At 61.9% G+C, this 16,958-nt stretch carries 16 protein-coding genes; 9 read left to right on the forward strand and 7 right to left on the reverse strand.

Going from position 1 to position 16,958, the window contains the following annotated elements:
• Nucleotides 1-135: 135 nt before the first annotated feature.
• On the reverse strand, nucleotides 136-912 hold the full coding sequence (locus tag V6M89_RS20445) for an enoyl-CoA hydratase (protein ID WP_332854896.1): 777 nt from the start codon (nucleotides 910-912) through the stop codon (nucleotides 136-138).
• Nucleotides 913-1,078: 166 nt separating this feature from the next.
• Here V6M89_RS20445 and V6M89_RS20450 point away from each other — a divergent pair, with 166 nt between their 5' ends.
• Both V6M89_RS20450 and V6M89_RS20455 read left to right on the forward strand, forming a co-directional pair.
• On the forward strand, nucleotides 1,079-2,317 hold the full coding sequence (locus V6M89_RS20450) for an MFS transporter (protein ID WP_332854990.1): 1,239 nt from the start codon (nucleotides 1,079-1,081) through the stop codon (nucleotides 2,315-2,317).
• 63 nt (nucleotides 2,318-2,380) lie between these two features.
• Nucleotides 2,381-2,818, forward strand: a complete 438-nt coding sequence (locus tag V6M89_RS20455; RefSeq protein ID WP_332854897.1) for a universal stress protein — start codon at nucleotides 2,381-2,383, stop codon at nucleotides 2,816-2,818.
• On the opposite strand, the gene mltA is transcribed toward V6M89_RS20455, so the two are convergent.
• Together mltA and apaG are read right to left on the reverse strand one after the other, a co-directional pair.
• Complete coding sequence (mltA, locus tag V6M89_RS20460; protein WP_332854898.1) at nucleotides 2,815-4,041, reverse strand: murein transglycosylase A; 1,227 nt, start codon at nucleotides 4,039-4,041, stop codon at nucleotides 2,815-2,817. The two genes, V6M89_RS20455 and mltA, sit on opposite strands and share 4 nt — an antisense overlap.
• A gap of 142 nt (nucleotides 4,042-4,183) precedes the next feature.
• Nucleotides 4,184-4,558, reverse strand: a complete 375-nt coding sequence (gene apaG / locus V6M89_RS20465) for a Co2+/Mg2+ efflux protein ApaG (RefSeq protein ID WP_116992548.1) — start codon at nucleotides 4,556-4,558, stop codon at nucleotides 4,184-4,186.
• Nucleotides 4,559-4,749: 191 nt separating this feature from the next.
• Between apaG and rpe the strand changes: the two genes are divergently transcribed.
• The 7 genes from rpe to trpC all read left to right on the forward strand — a co-directional run bounded on the left by rpe (nucleotide 4,750) and on the right by trpC (nucleotide 10,968).
• Nucleotides 4,750-5,415, forward strand: coding sequence for a ribulose-phosphate 3-epimerase (gene rpe / locus V6M89_RS20470; protein ID WP_020704684.1), 666 nt, complete (start codon nucleotides 4,750-4,752; stop codon nucleotides 5,413-5,415).
• A gap of 2 nt (nucleotides 5,416-5,417) precedes the next feature.
• Nucleotides 5,418-6,101: a phosphoglycolate phosphatase gene (locus tag V6M89_RS20475; protein WP_332854899.1), complete on the forward strand. Its 684-nt coding sequence runs from the start codon at nucleotides 5,418-5,420 to the stop codon at nucleotides 6,099-6,101.
• A 213-nt stretch (nucleotides 6,102-6,314) separates the two neighbouring features.
• The gene (gene trpE, locus V6M89_RS20480) at nucleotides 6,315-7,811 is read left to right on the forward strand and encodes an anthranilate synthase component I (RefSeq protein ID WP_332854900.1); all 1,497 of its coding nucleotides are present in this window, start codon (nucleotides 6,315-6,317) and stop codon (nucleotides 7,809-7,811) included.
• 1 nt (nucleotide 7,812) lies between these two features.
• A complete protein-coding gene (locus V6M89_RS20485) occupies nucleotides 7,813-8,376 on the forward strand; it encodes an anthranilate synthase component II (RefSeq protein WP_332854901.1) in 564 nt (187 codons plus the stop codon).
• Nucleotides 8,377-8,445: 69 nt separating this feature from the next.
• Nucleotides 8,446-9,483, forward strand: a complete 1,038-nt coding sequence (gene trpD, locus V6M89_RS20490) for an anthranilate phosphoribosyltransferase (RefSeq protein WP_332854902.1) — start codon at nucleotides 8,446-8,448, stop codon at nucleotides 9,481-9,483.
• A gap of 11 nt (nucleotides 9,484-9,494) precedes the next feature.
• Nucleotides 9,495-10,160 (forward strand): LysE family translocator, encoded by a 666-nt coding sequence (locus tag V6M89_RS20495; RefSeq protein ID WP_332854903.1) that lies wholly within the window; start codon nucleotides 9,495-9,497, stop codon nucleotides 10,158-10,160.
• Nucleotides 10,161-10,167: 7 nt separating this feature from the next.
• Nucleotides 10,168-10,968 (forward strand): indole-3-glycerol phosphate synthase TrpC, encoded by an 801-nt coding sequence (gene trpC, locus V6M89_RS20500; RefSeq protein ID WP_332854904.1) that lies wholly within the window; start codon nucleotides 10,168-10,170, stop codon nucleotides 10,966-10,968.
• Here trpC and V6M89_RS20505 read toward each other — a convergent pair.
• From V6M89_RS20505 to V6M89_RS20520, 4 genes are all read right to left on the reverse strand, one after another.
• Complete coding sequence (locus tag V6M89_RS20505; protein WP_332854905.1) at nucleotides 10,965-12,116, reverse strand: GGDEF domain-containing protein; 1,152 nt, start codon at nucleotides 12,114-12,116, stop codon at nucleotides 10,965-10,967. The genes trpC and V6M89_RS20505 overlap by 4 nt on opposite strands.
• A 215-nt stretch (nucleotides 12,117-12,331) precedes the next feature.
• Nucleotides 12,332-14,152 (reverse strand): M61 family metallopeptidase, encoded by a 1,821-nt coding sequence (locus V6M89_RS20510; RefSeq protein WP_332854906.1) that lies wholly within the window; start codon nucleotides 14,150-14,152, stop codon nucleotides 12,332-12,334.
• A gap of 13 nt (nucleotides 14,153-14,165) precedes the next feature.
• Entirely contained in the window at nucleotides 14,166-14,732 is a 567-nt protein-coding gene (locus tag V6M89_RS20515; RefSeq protein ID WP_332854907.1) for a nucleotidyltransferase family protein, read from the reverse strand.
• Between the two features lie 5 nt (nucleotides 14,733-14,737).
• On the reverse strand, nucleotides 14,738-16,957 hold the full coding sequence (locus V6M89_RS20520; protein WP_332854908.1) for a xanthine dehydrogenase family protein molybdopterin-binding subunit: 2,220 nt from the start codon (nucleotides 16,955-16,957) through the stop codon (nucleotides 14,738-14,740).
• Nucleotide 16,958: the final 1 nt, after the last annotated feature.

The following is a 16,958-nucleotide window of genomic DNA, read 5'->3' on the forward strand; positions in this document are numbered from 1 at the left end:
TGCTGCGGAGCGTTGTGTCCGTCAGCGAAGAAGAAAGAGTATGAAGCGTTTAGACCGTTTCGTCAACCCCTACTTTTCCAGCTCCCCGCTCTTCTCTGCATTTGCATGCACCGTTTTGCGGGGAGGCGAACTATATCAAAGACCGTCGAAGTTAGGCAAGCGCTTTTCGAGGAAAGCATGCATGCCTTCTTTCTGCGCAGGCGTACCAAAGGCAGACTGGAACAGACGGCGTTCATAATTGACACCTTCCGTCAGCGTGGTCTCGAAGGCGCGGTTGACGGAGTCCTTGATCATCATCGCGACCGAAGTCGGCATCGATGCGATCTGCTTCGCCGCGGTCAGCACTTCATCGATCAGCTTGTCAGCCGGGACGACGCGCGACACCAGGCCGATGCGCTCAGCTTCCGCCGCGTCGATGGTGCGCGCGGTCAGCAGCATATCCATCGCCTTGGCCTTACCGATGGTGCGCGGCAGGCGCTGCGTGCCGCCCGCGCCCGGCGTGACGCCAACCTTGATTTCCGGCTGGCCGAACTTGGCGGTATCGGCCGCGATCAGGAAATCGCACATCATCGCCAGCTCGCAGCCGCCGCCCAGCACGTAGCCGGCCACAGCGCCCACCACCGGCTTGCGGATGCGCAGGATGTGCTCCCAGTTGCGGGTAATGTAGTTGTCCCGATAAGTATCCACATAAGTGTAGTCCGCCATGGCGGCGATGTCGGCGCCGGCGGCGAAGGCTTTCTCGCTGCCGGTCAGCACGATGCAGCCGATGACAGGATCGGCGTCGAACTTATATAAGGCATCGCCCAGCTCGTTCATCATGCGGTCGTTCAGCGCATTCAGCGCCTTCGGACGGTTCAGGCGGATCAGGGCAACTTTGTCGTGCACTTCAACGATCAGATCTTCATATTGCATAAGGTGTCTCCTTCATAGTGAAATATTCCTGAAGGATTGTAGCGCCTAACTCCCGCGCTGGTATCATTGATGCATAGCAACCTGCTTTAAAGAGCCTCCTATTTTTACCGCCTTACGCCGCCACCTGAGCAACAAGCTGAGCAACAAGCTCAACGACGACGCCCTGCTGCGCAACGGCGACTTCATGCGCTACTGGTCCAGCTCCATCCTCAACGGCTTCGGCAGCTATATCAGTGCGCTGGCCCTGCCGCTGTGTTCCGTCCTGCTGCTGCACGCGACGCCGGCGCAGATGGGCATGCTGGGCGCGTCGGCGGCGATTCCGTTTGCGCTGCTGGCCCTGCCGGCCGGCGTTTTCCTCGACCGCAACCGCAAACTGCCGGTACTACTGGGCAGCAAGGCGGTCATGGCCGTGACGCTGGGCAGCATCCCGCTGGCCTACTGGCTGGGCCTGCTGTCCATCGAATGGATGTATGTGGTCTCCTTTATCAGCGGCGCCTGCTCGGTGGTGGGCGGCGGCGCGGAGCAGATCTTCCTCACCAACCTGATCGGGCGCGACCGCCTGACCGACGCGCAATCCAAGTTCGCCGCTACCGATTCGGCCGCGCGGCTGATCGCGCCCGGCATCGCGGGCATCCTGATCCAGTGGCTGACCGCCCCCTTCGCGGTGCTGCTCAACGCCGTCGGCTTTGTCGTCTCCATCCTGCTGCTGCGCAACCTGAAAGCCACCGATCCCAAGCCGGCGCCGTCCCACAAGCACCCGCTGCGCGACATCCACGACGGCCTGCTGTTCATCTGGGGCCAGCCGCTGCTGCGCACGCTGGCCTGGGGAGCGGGCGTCTGGCACATGTTGTTCTACGGCTTTAGCGCCCTCAGCGTGCTGTTCGCCACGCGCGAGCTGGGCATGACGGCCGGCATGCTGGGCGTGGCCCAGATGGTCGGCGGTATCGGCGTGCTGATGAGCTCCCTGTTGCTGAAACCGCTGAACACGCGCTTCGGCGCCGGTGTCACCATGCAGATCGGCCTGGGCCTGACCGCGTTCGCGTTCGCCGCCATGCCGATGATCCCGGCCAATCTGTTCGGCAGCCCGACCGCCAGCGCGGTGGTGTGCGGCGGCCTGTCGCTATTCCTCGATTGCGGCGTGATGCTGTTCTTTATGCCTTACATGACGATGCGCCAGAAGGTCACGCCCGATGCCTACCTGGGCCGCATGGTGTCGACCATGCGCTTCCTGACGGTGGCGACGGCGCCGCTCGGCGCGCTGACGGCCGGCTATATCGGCGAGCACTTCAGCATCCGCACCGGCATGGCCTGCGTGGCGGTGGGCGGCATCGCGCTGTCGGTGGCGATGGCGATGTCCTCGGCGATGCGCAACGCGCAGCATCAGACGGCGCCGGCCACCTCCTAACGTGCGCCGCCGATTCGGCTAAATCATTAGGCTGGATTCAGTGTCCCATCATTGGAGTGCGCCATGTTCAAGTCCATCCTGCTGCCCACCGACGGCTCGGAGCTGTCGGACAAAGCGACCGCGATGGCGGTCCAGTTTGCCAAACTCAATCACGCCCGCATCGTCGCCATCACGGTCATCACGCCGTTGCCGTTTACGTCCATGGGCGACAGCGGCGCGGTGATCGACTCCGGCCAGTTCGCCACGCAGATGCAGAACGCCGCGCGCCACCATATCGACAAGGCGGCCGCCGCCGCGCATGCGGCCGAAATTCCGTTCGAGGGAGTAATCACGATGTCGCCCAGCCCCTACGAAGAGATCGTCGAGGCGGCGAAGAAGTTTGAATGCGACATCATCATGATGGCGTCGCATGGACGGCGCGGCCTGAACCGGCTGTTTTTGGGCAGCGAGACACAGAAGGTGCTCGCCCATACCACGCTGCCCGTGATGGTGCTGCGTTAAAGCGGCTGCTTCGGCAGCAGCACCCAGACATTGCCGCGCTGCTTCATGCGGCCGGCGTTCTCCGAAGCCTCGGTGCCGAAGCCGAAGAAGTAGTCGACGCGGATCGCGCCACGGATCGCGCCGCCGGTATCCTGCGCCATGACCAGGCGCTGCAAGGGGATGTCGCTGTTCGGCATCGTGGTCGACAGGAACACCGGCGCGCCCAGCGGCAGCTGCGACGCGTCGATCGCCACCGACCGCGACGGCGTCAACGGCACGCCCAGCGCGCCCTTCGGCCCCACCTTCGGATCCGGCAGCCGCTCCTCCTTGAAGAACACATAGCTCGGATTCACATTGAACAGCTCCTGCATGCGAGTCGGGTGGCCGGCGATCCACGCCTTGATGCCCTGCGCCGATGCCTGCTCCAGCGTCAGCTCGCCCTTCTCCACCAGGTATTTGCCGATCGACTTATAAGGATGGCCGTTCTGGTCCGCATACGCCACGCGCACGGTTTCCTGGCTGTCGGTCAGCTGCACGCGGCCCGACCCCTGCACTTGCAGGAAGAAGGACTCCACCGGATCATCCACCCACAGCAGTTCCTTGCCGCCGAAATCGGCCTTCTCGATATCGGCGCGGGTAGCATACGGCACCACTTTCTTGCCAACCAGCTTGCCGCGCAGGCGCATGCCCTTCAGCTCCGGATACACGCTGGCCAGATCGACGGTGAGCATATCGTCCGGCACCTTATAGAGAGGGGTCTGATACGGACCGCCCTTTTTGCGCGCGCCGCGCAGCAGCGGCTCGTAGTAGCCGGTGACCAGGCCGTCGGTGGCGCCGTCCGGCGCGATCACCTGGTTCGGCTCCATGAAGGCCTCGAAGAAGGTACGGATCGCCTGCTCGTCGCTGCTGTTGACGGTTCGCGCGATACTGCACGACTCCTTCCAGCTCGGCTGCTTGACCAGCACCGAGCACGAGGACATGAACGCCGGCCAGGCCGCGCGCACATCATCCTTGTCCCAGCCCGGCAGCGACGCGAAGGTGGTCGGCACCATTTGCAGCGCGGTCGGCTTGGGCGGGACCGGTGTCGGCGTTGGCGTCGGCGGAACCGGCGGCACCACCGGCGCCGGCGGCGTCACGGTCGGCGCCGGCGTTTTATCGGGTGGCAGCGGCGTGGTGGTGCAGGCGGCCAGCGAAACCGCGACGACGGTCAGCGGAACGAGTAGACTACGGCGTGTTAATGACATAAGGATGGCTATGTGGGTATTGATGATAGAAGCATGCGTGGCGTTTTTCCTGTTGGTGTTCATCGTCTGGTGGACCATGTACCAAGGCAAGGGCAAAGCTAAGAAGCTGCCCCCGCCGGCCAAGGAAAACGAACAAGAGTAATCAATGCAGCGTGCGCGGCAGCGACAGCACGAACTCCGGGATCTTGGTTTCGAACTGGTGGCCGTCCTCGGCCACGCAGAAGTACTCCCCGACCATCGAGCCCTGCTGGGTTTGCATCGCCGTGCCGCTGGTGTATTCGAAATGCTCGCCGGGTTGCAGCAGCGGCTGATGGCCGACCACGCCCAGTCCGCGCACTTCTTCCACATGATTGTTGGCGTCGGTGATCACCCAGTGGCGCGAGATCAGCTGCGCCGCCACCGTGCCGGTGTTCTTGATCGTGATTGAATAGGTAAACACAAAGTTGGTGCGTTCCGGGTCCGACTGATCCGGCAGGTACTGAGTTCTGACCGACACAGTAAATTCGTAAGTGGCCATCGAGATTCCTTAAAGCTTGGTAAAAGCGTAATCGCTCTATGCAAAATTGGCGATTGTATATCGTCAGACCCTCATTGCACCGCAAATCCGCCCCGCATGCAAGGACGGCGCGGCTGAAAACCACCGCAAAACCGGTACAGTCGCGCCGGGCAGCGTAAAATAGCGCATCTTTTTCTTGCCAGCCCACAGCCATGACCACTTTCCGCATCGCTCCCAGCATTCTGTCCGCCGATTTCGCCCGCCTGGGTGAAGAGGTCCGCAACGTCGTCACCGCCGGTGCAGACATCATTCACTTTGACGTGATGGACAACCATTACGTTCCCAACCTGACCATCGGCCCGCTGGTGTGCGAAGCGATCCGCCCGCACGTGCAAGTGCCGATCGACGTGCACCTGATGGTCAAGCCGGTCGACCGCATCATCCCGGACTTCGCCAAGGCTGGCGCCAACATCATCACCTTCCACCCGGAAGCGTCGGACCACATCGACCGTTCACTGCAACTGATCCGCGACCACGGCTGCAAGGCCGGCCTGGTGTTCAACCCGGGCACGCCGCTGAGCTACCTGGAACACGTGATGGACAAGATCGACATGATCCTGATTATGTCGGTCAATCCAGGCTTCGGCGGCCAGTCCTTCATCCCGCAGGCGCTGAAGAAGATCGCCGAAGCGCGCCGCCTGATCAACGAATCCGGCCGCGACATCCTGCTGGAAGTGGACGGCGGCATCAAGATCGACAACATCGCCGCCGCCGCGGCGGCAGGCGCGGACACCTTCGTGGCCGGCTCCGCCATCTTCGGCAAGCCGGACTACAAGGCCGTCATCGACGCCATGCGCGCCCAACTGGCGACGGTGTAAATATGAGCGTGCTGGCAGGCGTACGCGCCGCAATCATCGATCTCGACGGCACCATGCTGGATACGATTCCCGACTTCCACGTCGCCCTCAACGGCATGCGCGCGGAACTGGACCTGCAACCGATCTCGCAAGAGCAGATCGCGCTGATGGTCGGTAAGGGCTCAGAAAACCTGGTCCGCTCCGTGCTGGGGCTGGACTGGGACGCAGCCCGCGTGGAAGCGCATTTCGAGGCCGCGATGGACGCCTACCAGCGCCACTACCTGAGCATCAACGGCAATTACAGCGCCCTGTATCCGGACGTGATCGAAGGCCTGACGGCGATGAAAGCGCAGGGCCTGCGCCTGGCCTGTGTAACCAACAAGCCAATTTCCTTCACCACGCCGCTGCTCAAGCTCAAAGGCCTGGACGGTTTCTTCGAGGTGGTCTACGGCGGCGATTCGCTGCCGCGCAAGAAGCCCGATCCGCTGCCGCTGCAAACGGTGTGCGCCGATTTCGGCCTGGCGCCGGCGCAGGTGGTGGCCATCGGCGACTCCTCGAACGACGCGCAAGCCGCGCGGGCAGCGGGTTGCCCGGTGCTGACAGTGCCTTATGGTTACAATCACGGAGAGGCTATACACAAAACCGATTCCGATGGTATAGTAGCCACATTGCTAGAAGCGTCTAGCCTGATTCGTTCGCAAAACTAACCCTTAGCTGAACTAACCTGCCCAAAATGTCTCTCTCCAAAAAACACAATGTCAACCAAACCGGCTCGATTGAGGCCTGGCTTTGGCGACGCTGGCAATCCTGGCAAACTCAGCCAAACTGATTGCTGTCGTCGGTGCGCGCGCACCCGACAGGTTTTTTGACAACTCACCGCCAAACCCACACCCACAGCCTTGGCGGCATGGAGAGAAGACATGACCGAATTCGAATTCAAATCGTTGGCCACCGACGGCTACAACCGCGTTCCACTGATCGCTGAAGCCTTTGCCGATCTCGAAACCCCGCTCACGCTGTACCTGAAACTGGCCCAGACCCAGAACGGTGGCAAGAACACCTTCCTGCTTGAATCGGTGGTGGGCGGCGAACGTTTCGGCCGCTTCTCCTTCATCGGCCTGCCGGCGACGACCGTGCTGCGCAACTTCGGCACGCGCACCGAGATCGTCAAGAACGGCGCCGTGATCGAGACCCACGAAGGCAATCCGCTCGACTTCATCGAGGCTTACCAGAAGCGCTTCAAGGTCGCGCTGCGTCCCGGCATGCCGCGCTTCTGCGGCGGCCTGGCCGGCTACTTCGGCTACGACACCGTGCGCCACATCGAAAAAACGCTGGCCAACACCCAGCCCAAGGATGACCTGGGCCTGCCCGACATCCAGCTGATGGTGACCGAAGAACTGGCCGTCATCGATAACCTGAGCGGCAAGCTGTATCTGATCGTCTACGCCGACACCACGCAGCCGGAATCGTATTCCAAAGCGCGCCAGCGCCTGAAAGACCTGCGCATGATGCTGCGCCGCGGCGTCGACGCGCCGGTGACCAGCGCCTCGGTACGCACCGACATCACGCGCGACTTCCCGAAAGAGGAATACCTGAAGGCCGTCGCCAAGGCCCACGAATACGTGATGGCCGGCGACTTGATGCAGGTGCAGATCGGCCAGCGCCTGCGCAAGCCTTACGTCGATTCGCCGCTGACGCTGTACCGCGCGCTGCGTTCGCTGAACCCGTCGCCGTATATGTACTTCTACAATTTCGGCGACACGCAGATCGTCGGCGCCTCGCCGGAGATTTTGGTCCGCAACGAGACGCTGCCGGACGGCGAGAAGAAAGTCACGCTGCGCCCTATCGCCGGCACCCGCCCGCGCGGCGCCACGCCGGAGCGCGACGCAGAACTGGCCAAGGAACTACTGGCCGATCCGAAAGAGATCGCCGAACACGTGATGCTGATCGACCTGGCGCGCAATGACCTGGGCCGCATCTCCGAGATCGGCAGCGTCAAGGTCACCGACCGCCTGGTCATCGAAAAATACTCGCATGTGCAGCACATCGTCTCCAACGTCGAGGGCAAGCTGAAATCCGGCCTGTCCAACCTGGACGTGCTGCGCGCCACCTTCCCGGCCGGCACGCTGACCGGCGCGCCGAAAGTACGCGCGATGGAAGTCATCGACGAACTGGAAATCTCCAAACGCGGCATCTACGGCGGCGCCTGCGGCTACCTGTCCTTCGGCGGCGAGATGGACGTGGCGATCGCGATCCGCACCGGCGTGATCAAGGACGGCATGCTGTACGTGCAGGCCGCGGCCGGCATCGTCGCCGACTCGATACCGGAGATGGAATGGCAGGAAACTGAAAACAAGGCGCGCGCCGTGCTGCGCGCCGCTGAACAAGTGCAAGATGGCCTGGATGGGGAGTTCTGAGATGCTGCTAATGATCGACAACTACGACTCCTTCACCTACAACATCGTGCAGTACTTCGGCGAACTGGGTGAGGATGTACGCGTGTACCGCAACGATGAAATCACGATTGCGGAAATCGAAGCACTGAACCCGGACCACATCTGCATATCGCCAGGTCCGAAAGATCCGTCGCAAGCCGGTATCTCGATCGAAGTGCTCAAGCACTTCGCCGGCAAGAAGCCGATACTGGGCGTGTGCCTTGGCCACCAGGCCATCGGCGAAGCGTTCGGCGGCAAGGTCATACGCGCCAAGCAGGTCATGCATGGCAAAACTTCTTTAATCGCGCATACGGGCGTGGGCGTCTTCAAGGATCTGCCCTCCCCCTTCACAGTGATCCGTTATCACTCGTTGGCTATCGAGCGCAGCTCGCTGCCGTCCTGCCTGGAAGTGACGGCATGGACGGACGACGGTGAAATCATGGGCGTGCGCCACAAGGAATACGACATCGAGGGCGTGCAGTTCCACCCCGAGTCCATCCTGTCTGAGCACGGTCACGCACTGTTGAAGAACTTCCTGGTCCGCTAAAGACACCGGTGCGCCCTGCGCGCGCCTCCTTTAGCAGCGATCCGCGTCCAAATTGAAGAAGGAATTGCCATGCCTATCACCCATCAAGAAGCACTGCTGCGCTGCATCGAACACCGCGAGATCTTCCACGACGAGATGCTGCACCTGTTCCGCCAGATCATGTCCGGCGAAATGTCGCCGACCATGATCGCCGCCCTGACCATGGGCCTGCGCGTGAAAAAAGAAACCATCGGCGAAATCGCCGCCGCTGCGCAAGTAATGCGCGAGTTCTCCACCAAGGTGCCGATGGCCGACACCACCGGCCTGCTCGACATCGTCGGCACCGGCGGCGACGGCGCGCATACCTTCAACATCTCCACCGCTTCGATGTTTGTCGCCGCCGCCGCCGGCGCGCGCGTGGCCAAGCATGGCGGCCGCAGCGTGTCATCGTCGTCCGGCAGTGCCGACGTGATCGAATCGCTGGGCGCCAACATCAACCTGAAGCCGGAGCAGATCGCGCAATCGATCGCGCAGACCGGCATCGGCTTCATGTTCGCGCCTAACCACCACGCGGCGATGAAGCATGCGGCGCCGGTGCGCAAAGAACTCGGCGTGCGCACCATCTTCAACATCCTGGGACCGCTGACCAATCCGGCCGGCGCGCCGAATATTCTGATGGGCGTGTTCCACGGCGACTTGGTGGGTATCCAGGTGCGCGTGCTGCAACGCCTAGGCGCGCAGCATGCCATCGTGGTCTATGGCCGCGACAATATGGATGAAGTCTCGCTCGGCGCCGGCACCATGGTCGGCGAACTGGTGAACGGCGAGATCCGCGAATACGAAATCCATCCCGAAGACTTCGGCCTGCAGATGATCGCCAGCCGCAACCTGAAGGTGGCCGATGCGGCGGAATCGAAAGCCAAGATGATGGAAGCGCTGCGCGGAGAACCCGGCGCGCCCTACGACATCGTCGCGCTCAACGCCGGCACCGCGCTGTACGCGGCCGGCGTGGCCAGCTCGATCGAGGACGGCCTGGCGCGCGCGCGCGTGGCCATCACCTCCGGCGATGCGATGCGCAAGGTCGAGCAGTTCGTCGAGGTCACGCAAAGCCTCGGCAAAACCAATTAAGGGAGGCCAGCATGTTCGGCATCCACGATCTGACCTTGTTTGTAATCTCCGGGCTGCTGCTGAATATCATGCCCGGTCCCGATACGCTGCTGATCATGACGCGCAGCGCCACCCAGGGCTGGCGCGCCGGTTCGGCCGCCGCGTTGGGCATAGGCGCCGGCACCATGATCCACATCTTCGCTGCGGCGCTGGGCTTGTCGGCGCTGCTGGCGACGTCCGCCGCCGCGTTCACGGTCGTCAAGTGGGTCGGTGCTGCCTACATCGTCTACGTCGGCATCGGCATGCTGCGCGCGAAGCTGCGGGCGCAAGCCGATGACGCGGCGGCCGCCGAAACGGCTGCGCGCGCCGCGGCCCAACCGCTGGAGTATCGCAAAATCTTCTTCCAGGGCTTCCTGACCAATGTGCTGAATCCGAAGGTGGCCTTGTTCTTCCTGGCGTTCGTGCCGCAGTTTATTTCGGTCGATTCCACCAGCAAGCCGCTGGCCTTCATCGTCCTGGGCTGCATTTTCAATTTCAACGGTATGTTGTGGTGTAACGGCCTGGCCGTCTTCACCGCCTTTGCCAGCGCGCGCCTGAAGGTCAAGCCGCTGGTGGCGCTGTGGCTGAACCGCGTGACGGGCGGCCTGTTCCTGGCACTCGGCCTGCGCCTGGCGCTGGCCGAACAACATTCATCTTAGGCTTATCATGTCCGACATCCTGAACAAAATCCTCGCAGTCAAAGCCGACGAAGTCGCCGCCGCCAAAAAATACCGCGACCTGGCCAGCCTGCGCGCCGACGTGGAAAGCAACGCCGAACTGCGCGCCGGCCTGCGCGGCTTCGAAGCCAGCCTGCGCGGCAAGATCGCCGCCGGCCACGCCGGCGTGATCACCGAAGTGAAAAAGGCCTCGCCGTCGAAAGGCGTGCTGCGCGCCGACTTCCGCCCCGCCGACATCGCCGCCAGCTATGAGGCCAACGGCTCCGCCTGCCTGTCGGTGCTGACGGACGAGCAGTTCTTCCAGGGTTCGGTGGCGTATTTGCAGCAGGCGCGCGCCGCCTGCACGCTGCCGGTGCTGCGTAAAGATTTCATGATCGACATGTACCAGATCTACGAAGCGCGCGCGATGGGCGCCGACGCGATCCTGCTGATCGTCTCGGCGCTGGATCACGGCCTGATGGCGGAAATGGAAGCCTGCGCCCACGAACTGGGCATGGGCGTGCTGGTGGAAACCCACGACGGCGACGAACTGACCGCCGCGCTGCGCCTGAAAACCGCGCTGCTGGGCATCAATAACCGCAATTTGCGGACTTTCGAGGTCTCGCTGGAGAACACGCTGGTCCTGCTGGACCGCATTCCGGAGGAAAAACTGGTGATCACCGAATCCGGCATCATGGTGCCGGACGACGTCAAACGCATGCGCGAAGCCAATGTCCACGCCTTCCTGGTCGGCGAAGCCTTCATGCGCGCGGCCGATCCAGGCGCCGAACTGGCGCGCCTGTTCAACTAGGCCAGCACCGCCTGCAACGGCGGCACCGGCCCGGACGCGATCTCGATACGGTCGCGTCCACGTTCCTTGGCGCGATAAAGCGCCTCATCCGCCCGCATCAGAATGGCGTCCAGATCCTCGTCGGCACTTGCCTGGCAAGCAATGCCAATGCTGACGGTGTAAGCCGGCAACCCTGGTCGACCGGGGTCACGCACGGCGCTCAGGATGCGCTCCGCGATATGGTGCGCCCGGTCCAGCCCGGTAACTGGAAGCAAGACAATAAACTCTTCTCCACCGAATCGCGCCACGTGATCCGATACCCGCAGCGCTTTGCCGATCACGGCCGCCACGTCGATTAAAACCCGGTCGCCGGTGGCGTGGCCGTGGCAGTCGTTAATCTTCTTAAAATAATCCAGGTCGATGCTGAGCATGGTCATGGCGGTGGATTCACGCCGCATCAACGCATGCTCTTTGGCATAAATATCGGCGAAACCACGGCGGTTTAATACCTGGGTCAGCGGATCGAGTGTGGAGCGGCGTTCCAAGATAGTTTGCAAGCGGCGGGTGGCAACCGCCTTAAAACTTACCGCCAGCAGCAAGACCATGAAATGGCCGGCAGCCAGGTAAAGACTCTGGAACGGCCCCATGCTCATTAAATTCACCTGGGCGCCGCCATATAATACCGCCAGCAAGCCGCGCGTTAATACCACCAGCGCCTGCAACAACAGTAATACCCCGAAGAATTTAGTGGAAAAATGGCGTTCGCCATAACGCCATACCGTTACCACCTGGTTTATATAAAAAGTGGAAATCAGGAAAGAGAATACGGCGACACGGGCGGCGAAATGCGGCTGAATAATTAACCAATAGCCGACACCCAACATAGTCAGCGCCCAAATCAGGTGGAATAACCACCACGTCGGCGCCCGGCCATAAAATATCTGCGTGCCGATCATTCCGAAACCCACGCCCCAGATCAGGGTGGAATTGGCGCTGAGCAGGGCAAAGGTTTCACCCAGCGCGCTATATCTCAGGCTAAACAAGCCTGCTCCACATGCCAGCGATATCAATCCCGCCGCCCAATAATTCAGCCCTTTAATCTCCGTGGGGAAACTCAAATGGGCTGTATAGAGGACAACACTCATCGCGCCGGCCATCAGCGTCGACATCAGGATAATCGTGGTGGGATCAAGCAGTATCACTTGCGGGTCTATCCTCTGGCAGAAAACTCAGCCAAATTCTAAACCAGAACAAGAGCAGCGCGTAAATTTAAACCGCCGCCAACACCGCAGCGCCTCAATACATGCCGGAATCTGGTTAGTACATGCCAAAATCTGGCATGGACAGGGCAAAAAAATCCGGGGACTCACCCCGGACTCAGGAATTAACGCGCCGCGCTGGGGCGCAACGGGCCTGCGGACTTCTTGCCGGCCGGGTCCAGCGACAGGCTAATGCCGGGAACCCGGTCGCCTTGTAATGTCGCGGTGAATGTCATCAACTCGTCGCGGCGGAATGCGTGCACCTCTATTTCCGAACCAACGCCGTAACGCGAAAGCAGCGTTTCCAGATTGGTAGCCGTGACACGCAATCCATCTACCGCCATCAATATATCGCCGGCCGACAATCCAGCCTGGTGCGCGGCGCCGTTCTCATGCACGCTGGACAGTTTGCAATCATTACCGTCCTTGCCGAGATTAACATCCAGGCCCGGCTTGGTCGATTTACGCTCATCGCCATATTTAACGCCGAATGGTGCCAGCATTTTAGCCAGTGGCAAATCCTCGGTACCACGGATATATTTATCGAAGAACGGCTTGAATCGTCCGCCGCTGATTTCATCGAATAATGCTTCCACTTCGACCGGAGTAACTCCGCGTCCGCCGCCCTGATAAAAATCGCGGCCATAGCGTTGCCATAATGCGCGCATCACATCATCCAGCGATTTTTTACCGCCGGTTTTAGCGCGTATGCTCAAATCCAAAGCCAAAGCGATCAAAGAACCCTTGGTGTAATAGCTGATGATCGAATTCGGCGCATTTTCATCCTGGCGATAATATTTACCCCAGGCGTCGAAACTGGAATCTGCCACGCTTTGCTTGGTACGGCCACTGCCGCGCAATACGCTGCCTATGGTTTTACCCAGTAATTTGAAATAAGCCGGTTCGGCGATCACCCCGGCACGTACCAGCATCAAATCGTCGTAGTAACTGGTAAAGCCTTCAAACAACCACAGCAACGGCGAATAATTCTCGACTTGCAGGTTATACGGCGCGAATGCCGCCGGCTTGATGCGCTTCACATTCCACGTGTGGAAATATTCATGGCTGCACAGGCCGAGGTATTGCAGATAACCGTCGCTGATATCTTTACTGGCCGCCGCCGTACTCGGCAGGTCGGCGCGGGCGCAGATCAATGCCGTCGAGGCGCGGTGTTCCAGGCCGCCGTAACCGTCGCCGACGGCCAGCGTCATGAACACGTAGCGGTCCATCGGCGCTTTTTTGGCCTTCGGTTCGAAGAAGGCGATCTGGGTTTCACAGATCTTTTTCAGGTCGGCGCTCAGGCGTGGCAGGTCCAGGTTGGGCACCCGGCCGCTGATGACGATGTCGTGCGGGATGCCATGCGCCTTGAAGGTGGCCAGCGCGAAGTCGCCCTGCTCCACCGGGTGGTCAATCAACTCGTCGTAGTTGGACGCGATGTAGGTGCCAAAACCATAACGTTTCGCTTTCAGCTCCGGCAGCGAGGTCGCCACGCGCCAGGTCTTGGCCGCTTCGTCGTCCGGCCGCTGGATGTCCACCACGTGCGGCTGGTCTTCCTGCCCCAGCACGCGCAGGAACACGCTGGTGCCGTTGTAGAAGGCGTGATTCTGGTCCAGATGCGCGGCGCGCACCGACATATCCCAGGCATAGACTTCGTAATGCACCGTCAGCGATGCCGCGTGGTCCTTCAGCGGGGCGGCCTGCCACGAGTGTTTATCCAGCTTGGCCAGCGCCACCGGCTGGCCGTCCGACTCGGCGCGGATGCGCACAATATTGCGCGAAAACTCACGGATCATGTAACTGCCCGGTATCCAGGCCGGCAGCGCGAACACCTGGCCGCCTTCGGCCGGCGCGTCCACCGTCAGTGTGACGTGGAACAGGTGGGCGGCCAAATCGTGTCCGACGATGCTGTAGGCGATCGCCGGATTGTTCTTGTTCGATTTCTTCATCTCTATCCTTGTTTTACAAATCGCCCGGCGTATCGATATCGCGCACCACGCCGACATCGTCGACTATCAGCTCGCTCACCGCATGGCTTTTTAATATGTCGCGCGCACCCTGGTCGCCTTCCAGCGCCAGCAGCAACGGCAAATGATAACTGCTGAAGGCGACCGGATTGCCGCGTCGCCCTTCAAAAACGGGCGCCGCGATGCGCGCGCCCCGTTCGATCGTCGCGGCCAGGGAGCGCATGGTCTCCGGCTGCACATGGGGCATGTCGCCCAGGCCAACCAGCCAGCCCTCCGCACCTTTGGTGTAGTCGACCGCCGTCGTCAGCGAGGCGGCGATGCCCAGATCGGCATCCGCGCAGACCCGCACTTCACATCCCAGCTTGCCCAGCAGCGCCGCCACCTGGTCGTCGCCGGAGCGGACCACGGCAATGACGCGCGGCAGCACCGCCAGCATATTCCTGGCGCTGGCGGCGACCACGGCATCGCCGTCCTTCAACGGTTGCAGCAATTTGTTTTGTACGCCGGACGGGTCGAACCGCTTACCCCGCCCGGCTGCCAGCAATATCCCTACCAGTGCCATTCAGCTCAGGCGCTGGCCAGATCGAACGGCAGCTTGCGCAGACGCTTGCCGGTCAATTTGAACAGCGCGTTGGCGAAGGCCGGCGCCAGCGGCGGCAGGCCAGGTTCGCCCATGCCGGTCGGCGGATCGTTCGACGGCACGATGTGGACGTCGATCACCGGCATGTCCGTCATGCGCGCCACCGTGTAGTCGCTGAAGTTCTGCTGATCCACCACGCCGTCCTTGAGCGTGATGGCGGCGCCCGGCAGGGTCATGCCGAGGCCCATCAAGGCCGCGCCCTGGATCTGCGCTTCAATCGTCAGCGGGTTGACCGGCTGGTTGCAATGCACGCCGGCCGTGACCCGGTGCAGCTTGGGCGTGCCATTCTTCACGGACGCCACCACCACATACGCGATCACGGTGTTGAACGATTCATGCACCGCCACGCCCCAAGCCTGGCCTTTAGGTAAAGCCTTCTTGCCGTAGCCGGACTTGGCGACCGCCAGCTCCAGCGCGGCGATATGGCGCTTGCCCTTCTCGCCCAACAGCTTCTTGCGATAAGCGACCGGATCCATCTTGGCCGCATGCGCGGCTTCGTCGATCAGCGTCTCCATGACAAAAGCGGTGTGGGTGGAACCGACCGAACGCCACCACAGCACCGGCACGTTGGCCTTGACGGAGTGCGCGCTCAGGTTCAGCGGCACTTCGTACGGCTCGCCCATGCCTTCAACCATGGTCACGTCGATGCCGTTCTTGACCATCATCGGCTCGAACGCCGTGCCGGTGATAATGGACTGGCCGACGATGACGTGATCCCACGCCACGATATTGCCCTTGTCGTCGATGCCGATATCGGCGCGGTGCACATGCGACGGGCGATAGTAGCCGCCCTTGATGTCATCCTCGCGGCTCCAGACCACCTTGACCGGATCCTTCTTGCCGGTGGCCTGCCATACCTTGGCGATGTTGACCGCTTCGACCAGATAGTCGGAAGTCGGCACGGCGCGGCGGCCGAAACCGCCGCCGGCCATCATCGTGTTCAGCACCACCTGTTCCGGCTTCAGGCCGGCGGTGGCGGCGATGGCGCCTTGATCCATCGTCTGGAACTGCGAACCGGCCCACACCGTGCAGCCGTCCGCGCGCAGATCGACCACGCAGTTCAGCGGCTCCATCGGCGCGTGCGCCAGGTAAGGGAATTCATACACGGCGGAGATCTTCTTCGCCGCGCCGGCCAGCTTGGAGGTATCGGCTTTGTGCACCGGCAGGCCGGGCTTCTGCGACAGCGCCTTGTACTCGGCCAGCTGCTTGTCGCTGCTGACCTTTTCGACGCCGCTGGTATCCCAGTCGATGACCAACGCTTCGCGGCCCATCTTGGCGGGCCAGTAGCCGTCGGCCACCACCACCACGCCGCTGCCGCCGCGATCCGTCTTCACTTCCAGCACTTCGATCACGCCCTTGATCGCCTTGGCTTTCGAGGCGTCGAACTTGGCGACCTTGGCGCCGAACACCGGCGGCCGCGCCACTACAGCGACCTTGCTGTGCGGCGCCTTGTAGTCCATACCGAAGACCTGCTTGCCGGTCGATTTGAGTTTCGCGTCCAGGCGCTTGGTCGGCTTGCCGATGAAGTTGAAGTCCTTCGGATCCTTCAGCTTCACGCTGGCGGGCACCGGCTGCTTCATCGCCGCATCGGCCATGGCGCCGTAGGTGGCCTTCTGGCCGGTGGGTCCGATCAGCGTGCCTTTCGAGGTCTTGATCTGGTCCGGCGCCACCTTCCACTCCTGGGCCGCAGCACCGATCAGCATCGCGCGCGCCTTGGCGCCGATCTCACGGTACTGGGTGTAGGAGTGGGCGATACTGCCCGAGCCGCCGGTGATCTGGATGCCGAACGCCGGGTCCTTGTATTGGTCGCCGGCCGGCGCCAGCGCGCCGTTCACCTTCGACCAGTCCGCGTCCAGCTCTTCCGCGATCAGCATCGGCAGCGACGTCTGCACGCCCTGGCCGAACTCCAGCCGGTTGACCTGCACCGTCACGCTGTTGTCCGGCGCGATATGCAGGAAGGCGTTCGGTTCATACACCTTGGCCGGAGGCTGCTGCGCATTGGCGAAGCGTCCCGCGCCGGGCATGAAGAAGCCCAGCACCAAACCGCCGCCCGCCACCGCGCCAGCCTTCATGAAGCTGCGGCGCGACACGCCGCCGGAAGTCCCTACATCCGCCATCGATTCCTGATTAAGCCATTCGATACGCATG

This window comes from Duganella sp. S19_KUP01_CR8, from assembly GCF_036688705.1.
Classification (GTDB): Bacteria; Pseudomonadota; Gammaproteobacteria; order Burkholderiales; family Burkholderiaceae_D; genus Rugamonas.

Bases quoted from the DNA above. Each gene is read 5' to 3' on its own strand.
- V6M89_RS20515 (WP_332854907.1), bottom strand. From the start codon at position 14,732: ATGGCACTGGTAGGGATATTGCTGGCAGCCGGGCGGGGTAAGCGGTTC.
- V6M89_RS20455 (WP_332854897.1), top strand. From the start codon at position 2,381: ATGTTCAAGTCCATCCTGCTGCCCACCGACGGCTCGGAGCTGTCGGAC.
- V6M89_RS20495 (WP_332854903.1), top strand. From the start codon at position 9,495: ATGTTCGGCATCCACGATCTGACCTTGTTTGTAATCTCCGGGCTGCTG.
- V6M89_RS20505 (WP_332854905.1), bottom strand. From the start codon at position 12,116: ATGTCGACGCTGATGGCCGGCGCGATGAGTGTTGTCCTCTATACAGCC.
- mltA (WP_332854898.1), bottom strand. From the start codon at position 4,041: ATGTCATTAACACGCCGTAGTCTACTCGTTCCGCTGACCGTCGTCGCG.
- rpe (WP_020704684.1), top strand. From the start codon at position 4,750: ATGACCACTTTCCGCATCGCTCCCAGCATTCTGTCCGCCGATTTCGCC.
- trpC (WP_332854904.1), top strand. From the start codon at position 10,168: ATGTCCGACATCCTGAACAAAATCCTCGCAGTCAAAGCCGACGAAGTC.
- V6M89_RS20510 (WP_332854906.1), bottom strand. From the start codon at position 14,152: ATGAAGAAATCGAACAAGAACAATCCGGCGATCGCCTACAGCATCGTC.
- V6M89_RS20445 (WP_332854896.1), bottom strand. From the start codon at position 912: ATGCAATATGAAGATCTGATCGTTGAAGTGCACGACAAAGTTGCCCTG.
- trpE (WP_332854900.1), top strand. From the start codon at position 6,315: ATGACCGAATTCGAATTCAAATCGTTGGCCACCGACGGCTACAACCGC.
- V6M89_RS20485 (WP_332854901.1), top strand. From the start codon at position 7,813: ATGCTGCTAATGATCGACAACTACGACTCCTTCACCTACAACATCGTG.
- V6M89_RS20475 (WP_332854899.1), top strand. From the start codon at position 5,418: ATGAGCGTGCTGGCAGGCGTACGCGCCGCAATCATCGATCTCGACGGC.
- V6M89_RS20520 (WP_332854908.1), bottom strand. From the start codon at position 16,957: ATGCGTATCGAATGGCTTAATCAGGAATCGATGGCGGATGTAGGGACT.
- apaG (WP_116992548.1), bottom strand. From the start codon at position 4,558: ATGGCCACTTACGAATTTACTGTGTCGGTCAGAACTCAGTACCTGCCG.
- trpD (WP_332854902.1), top strand. From the start codon at position 8,446: ATGCCTATCACCCATCAAGAAGCACTGCTGCGCTGCATCGAACACCGC.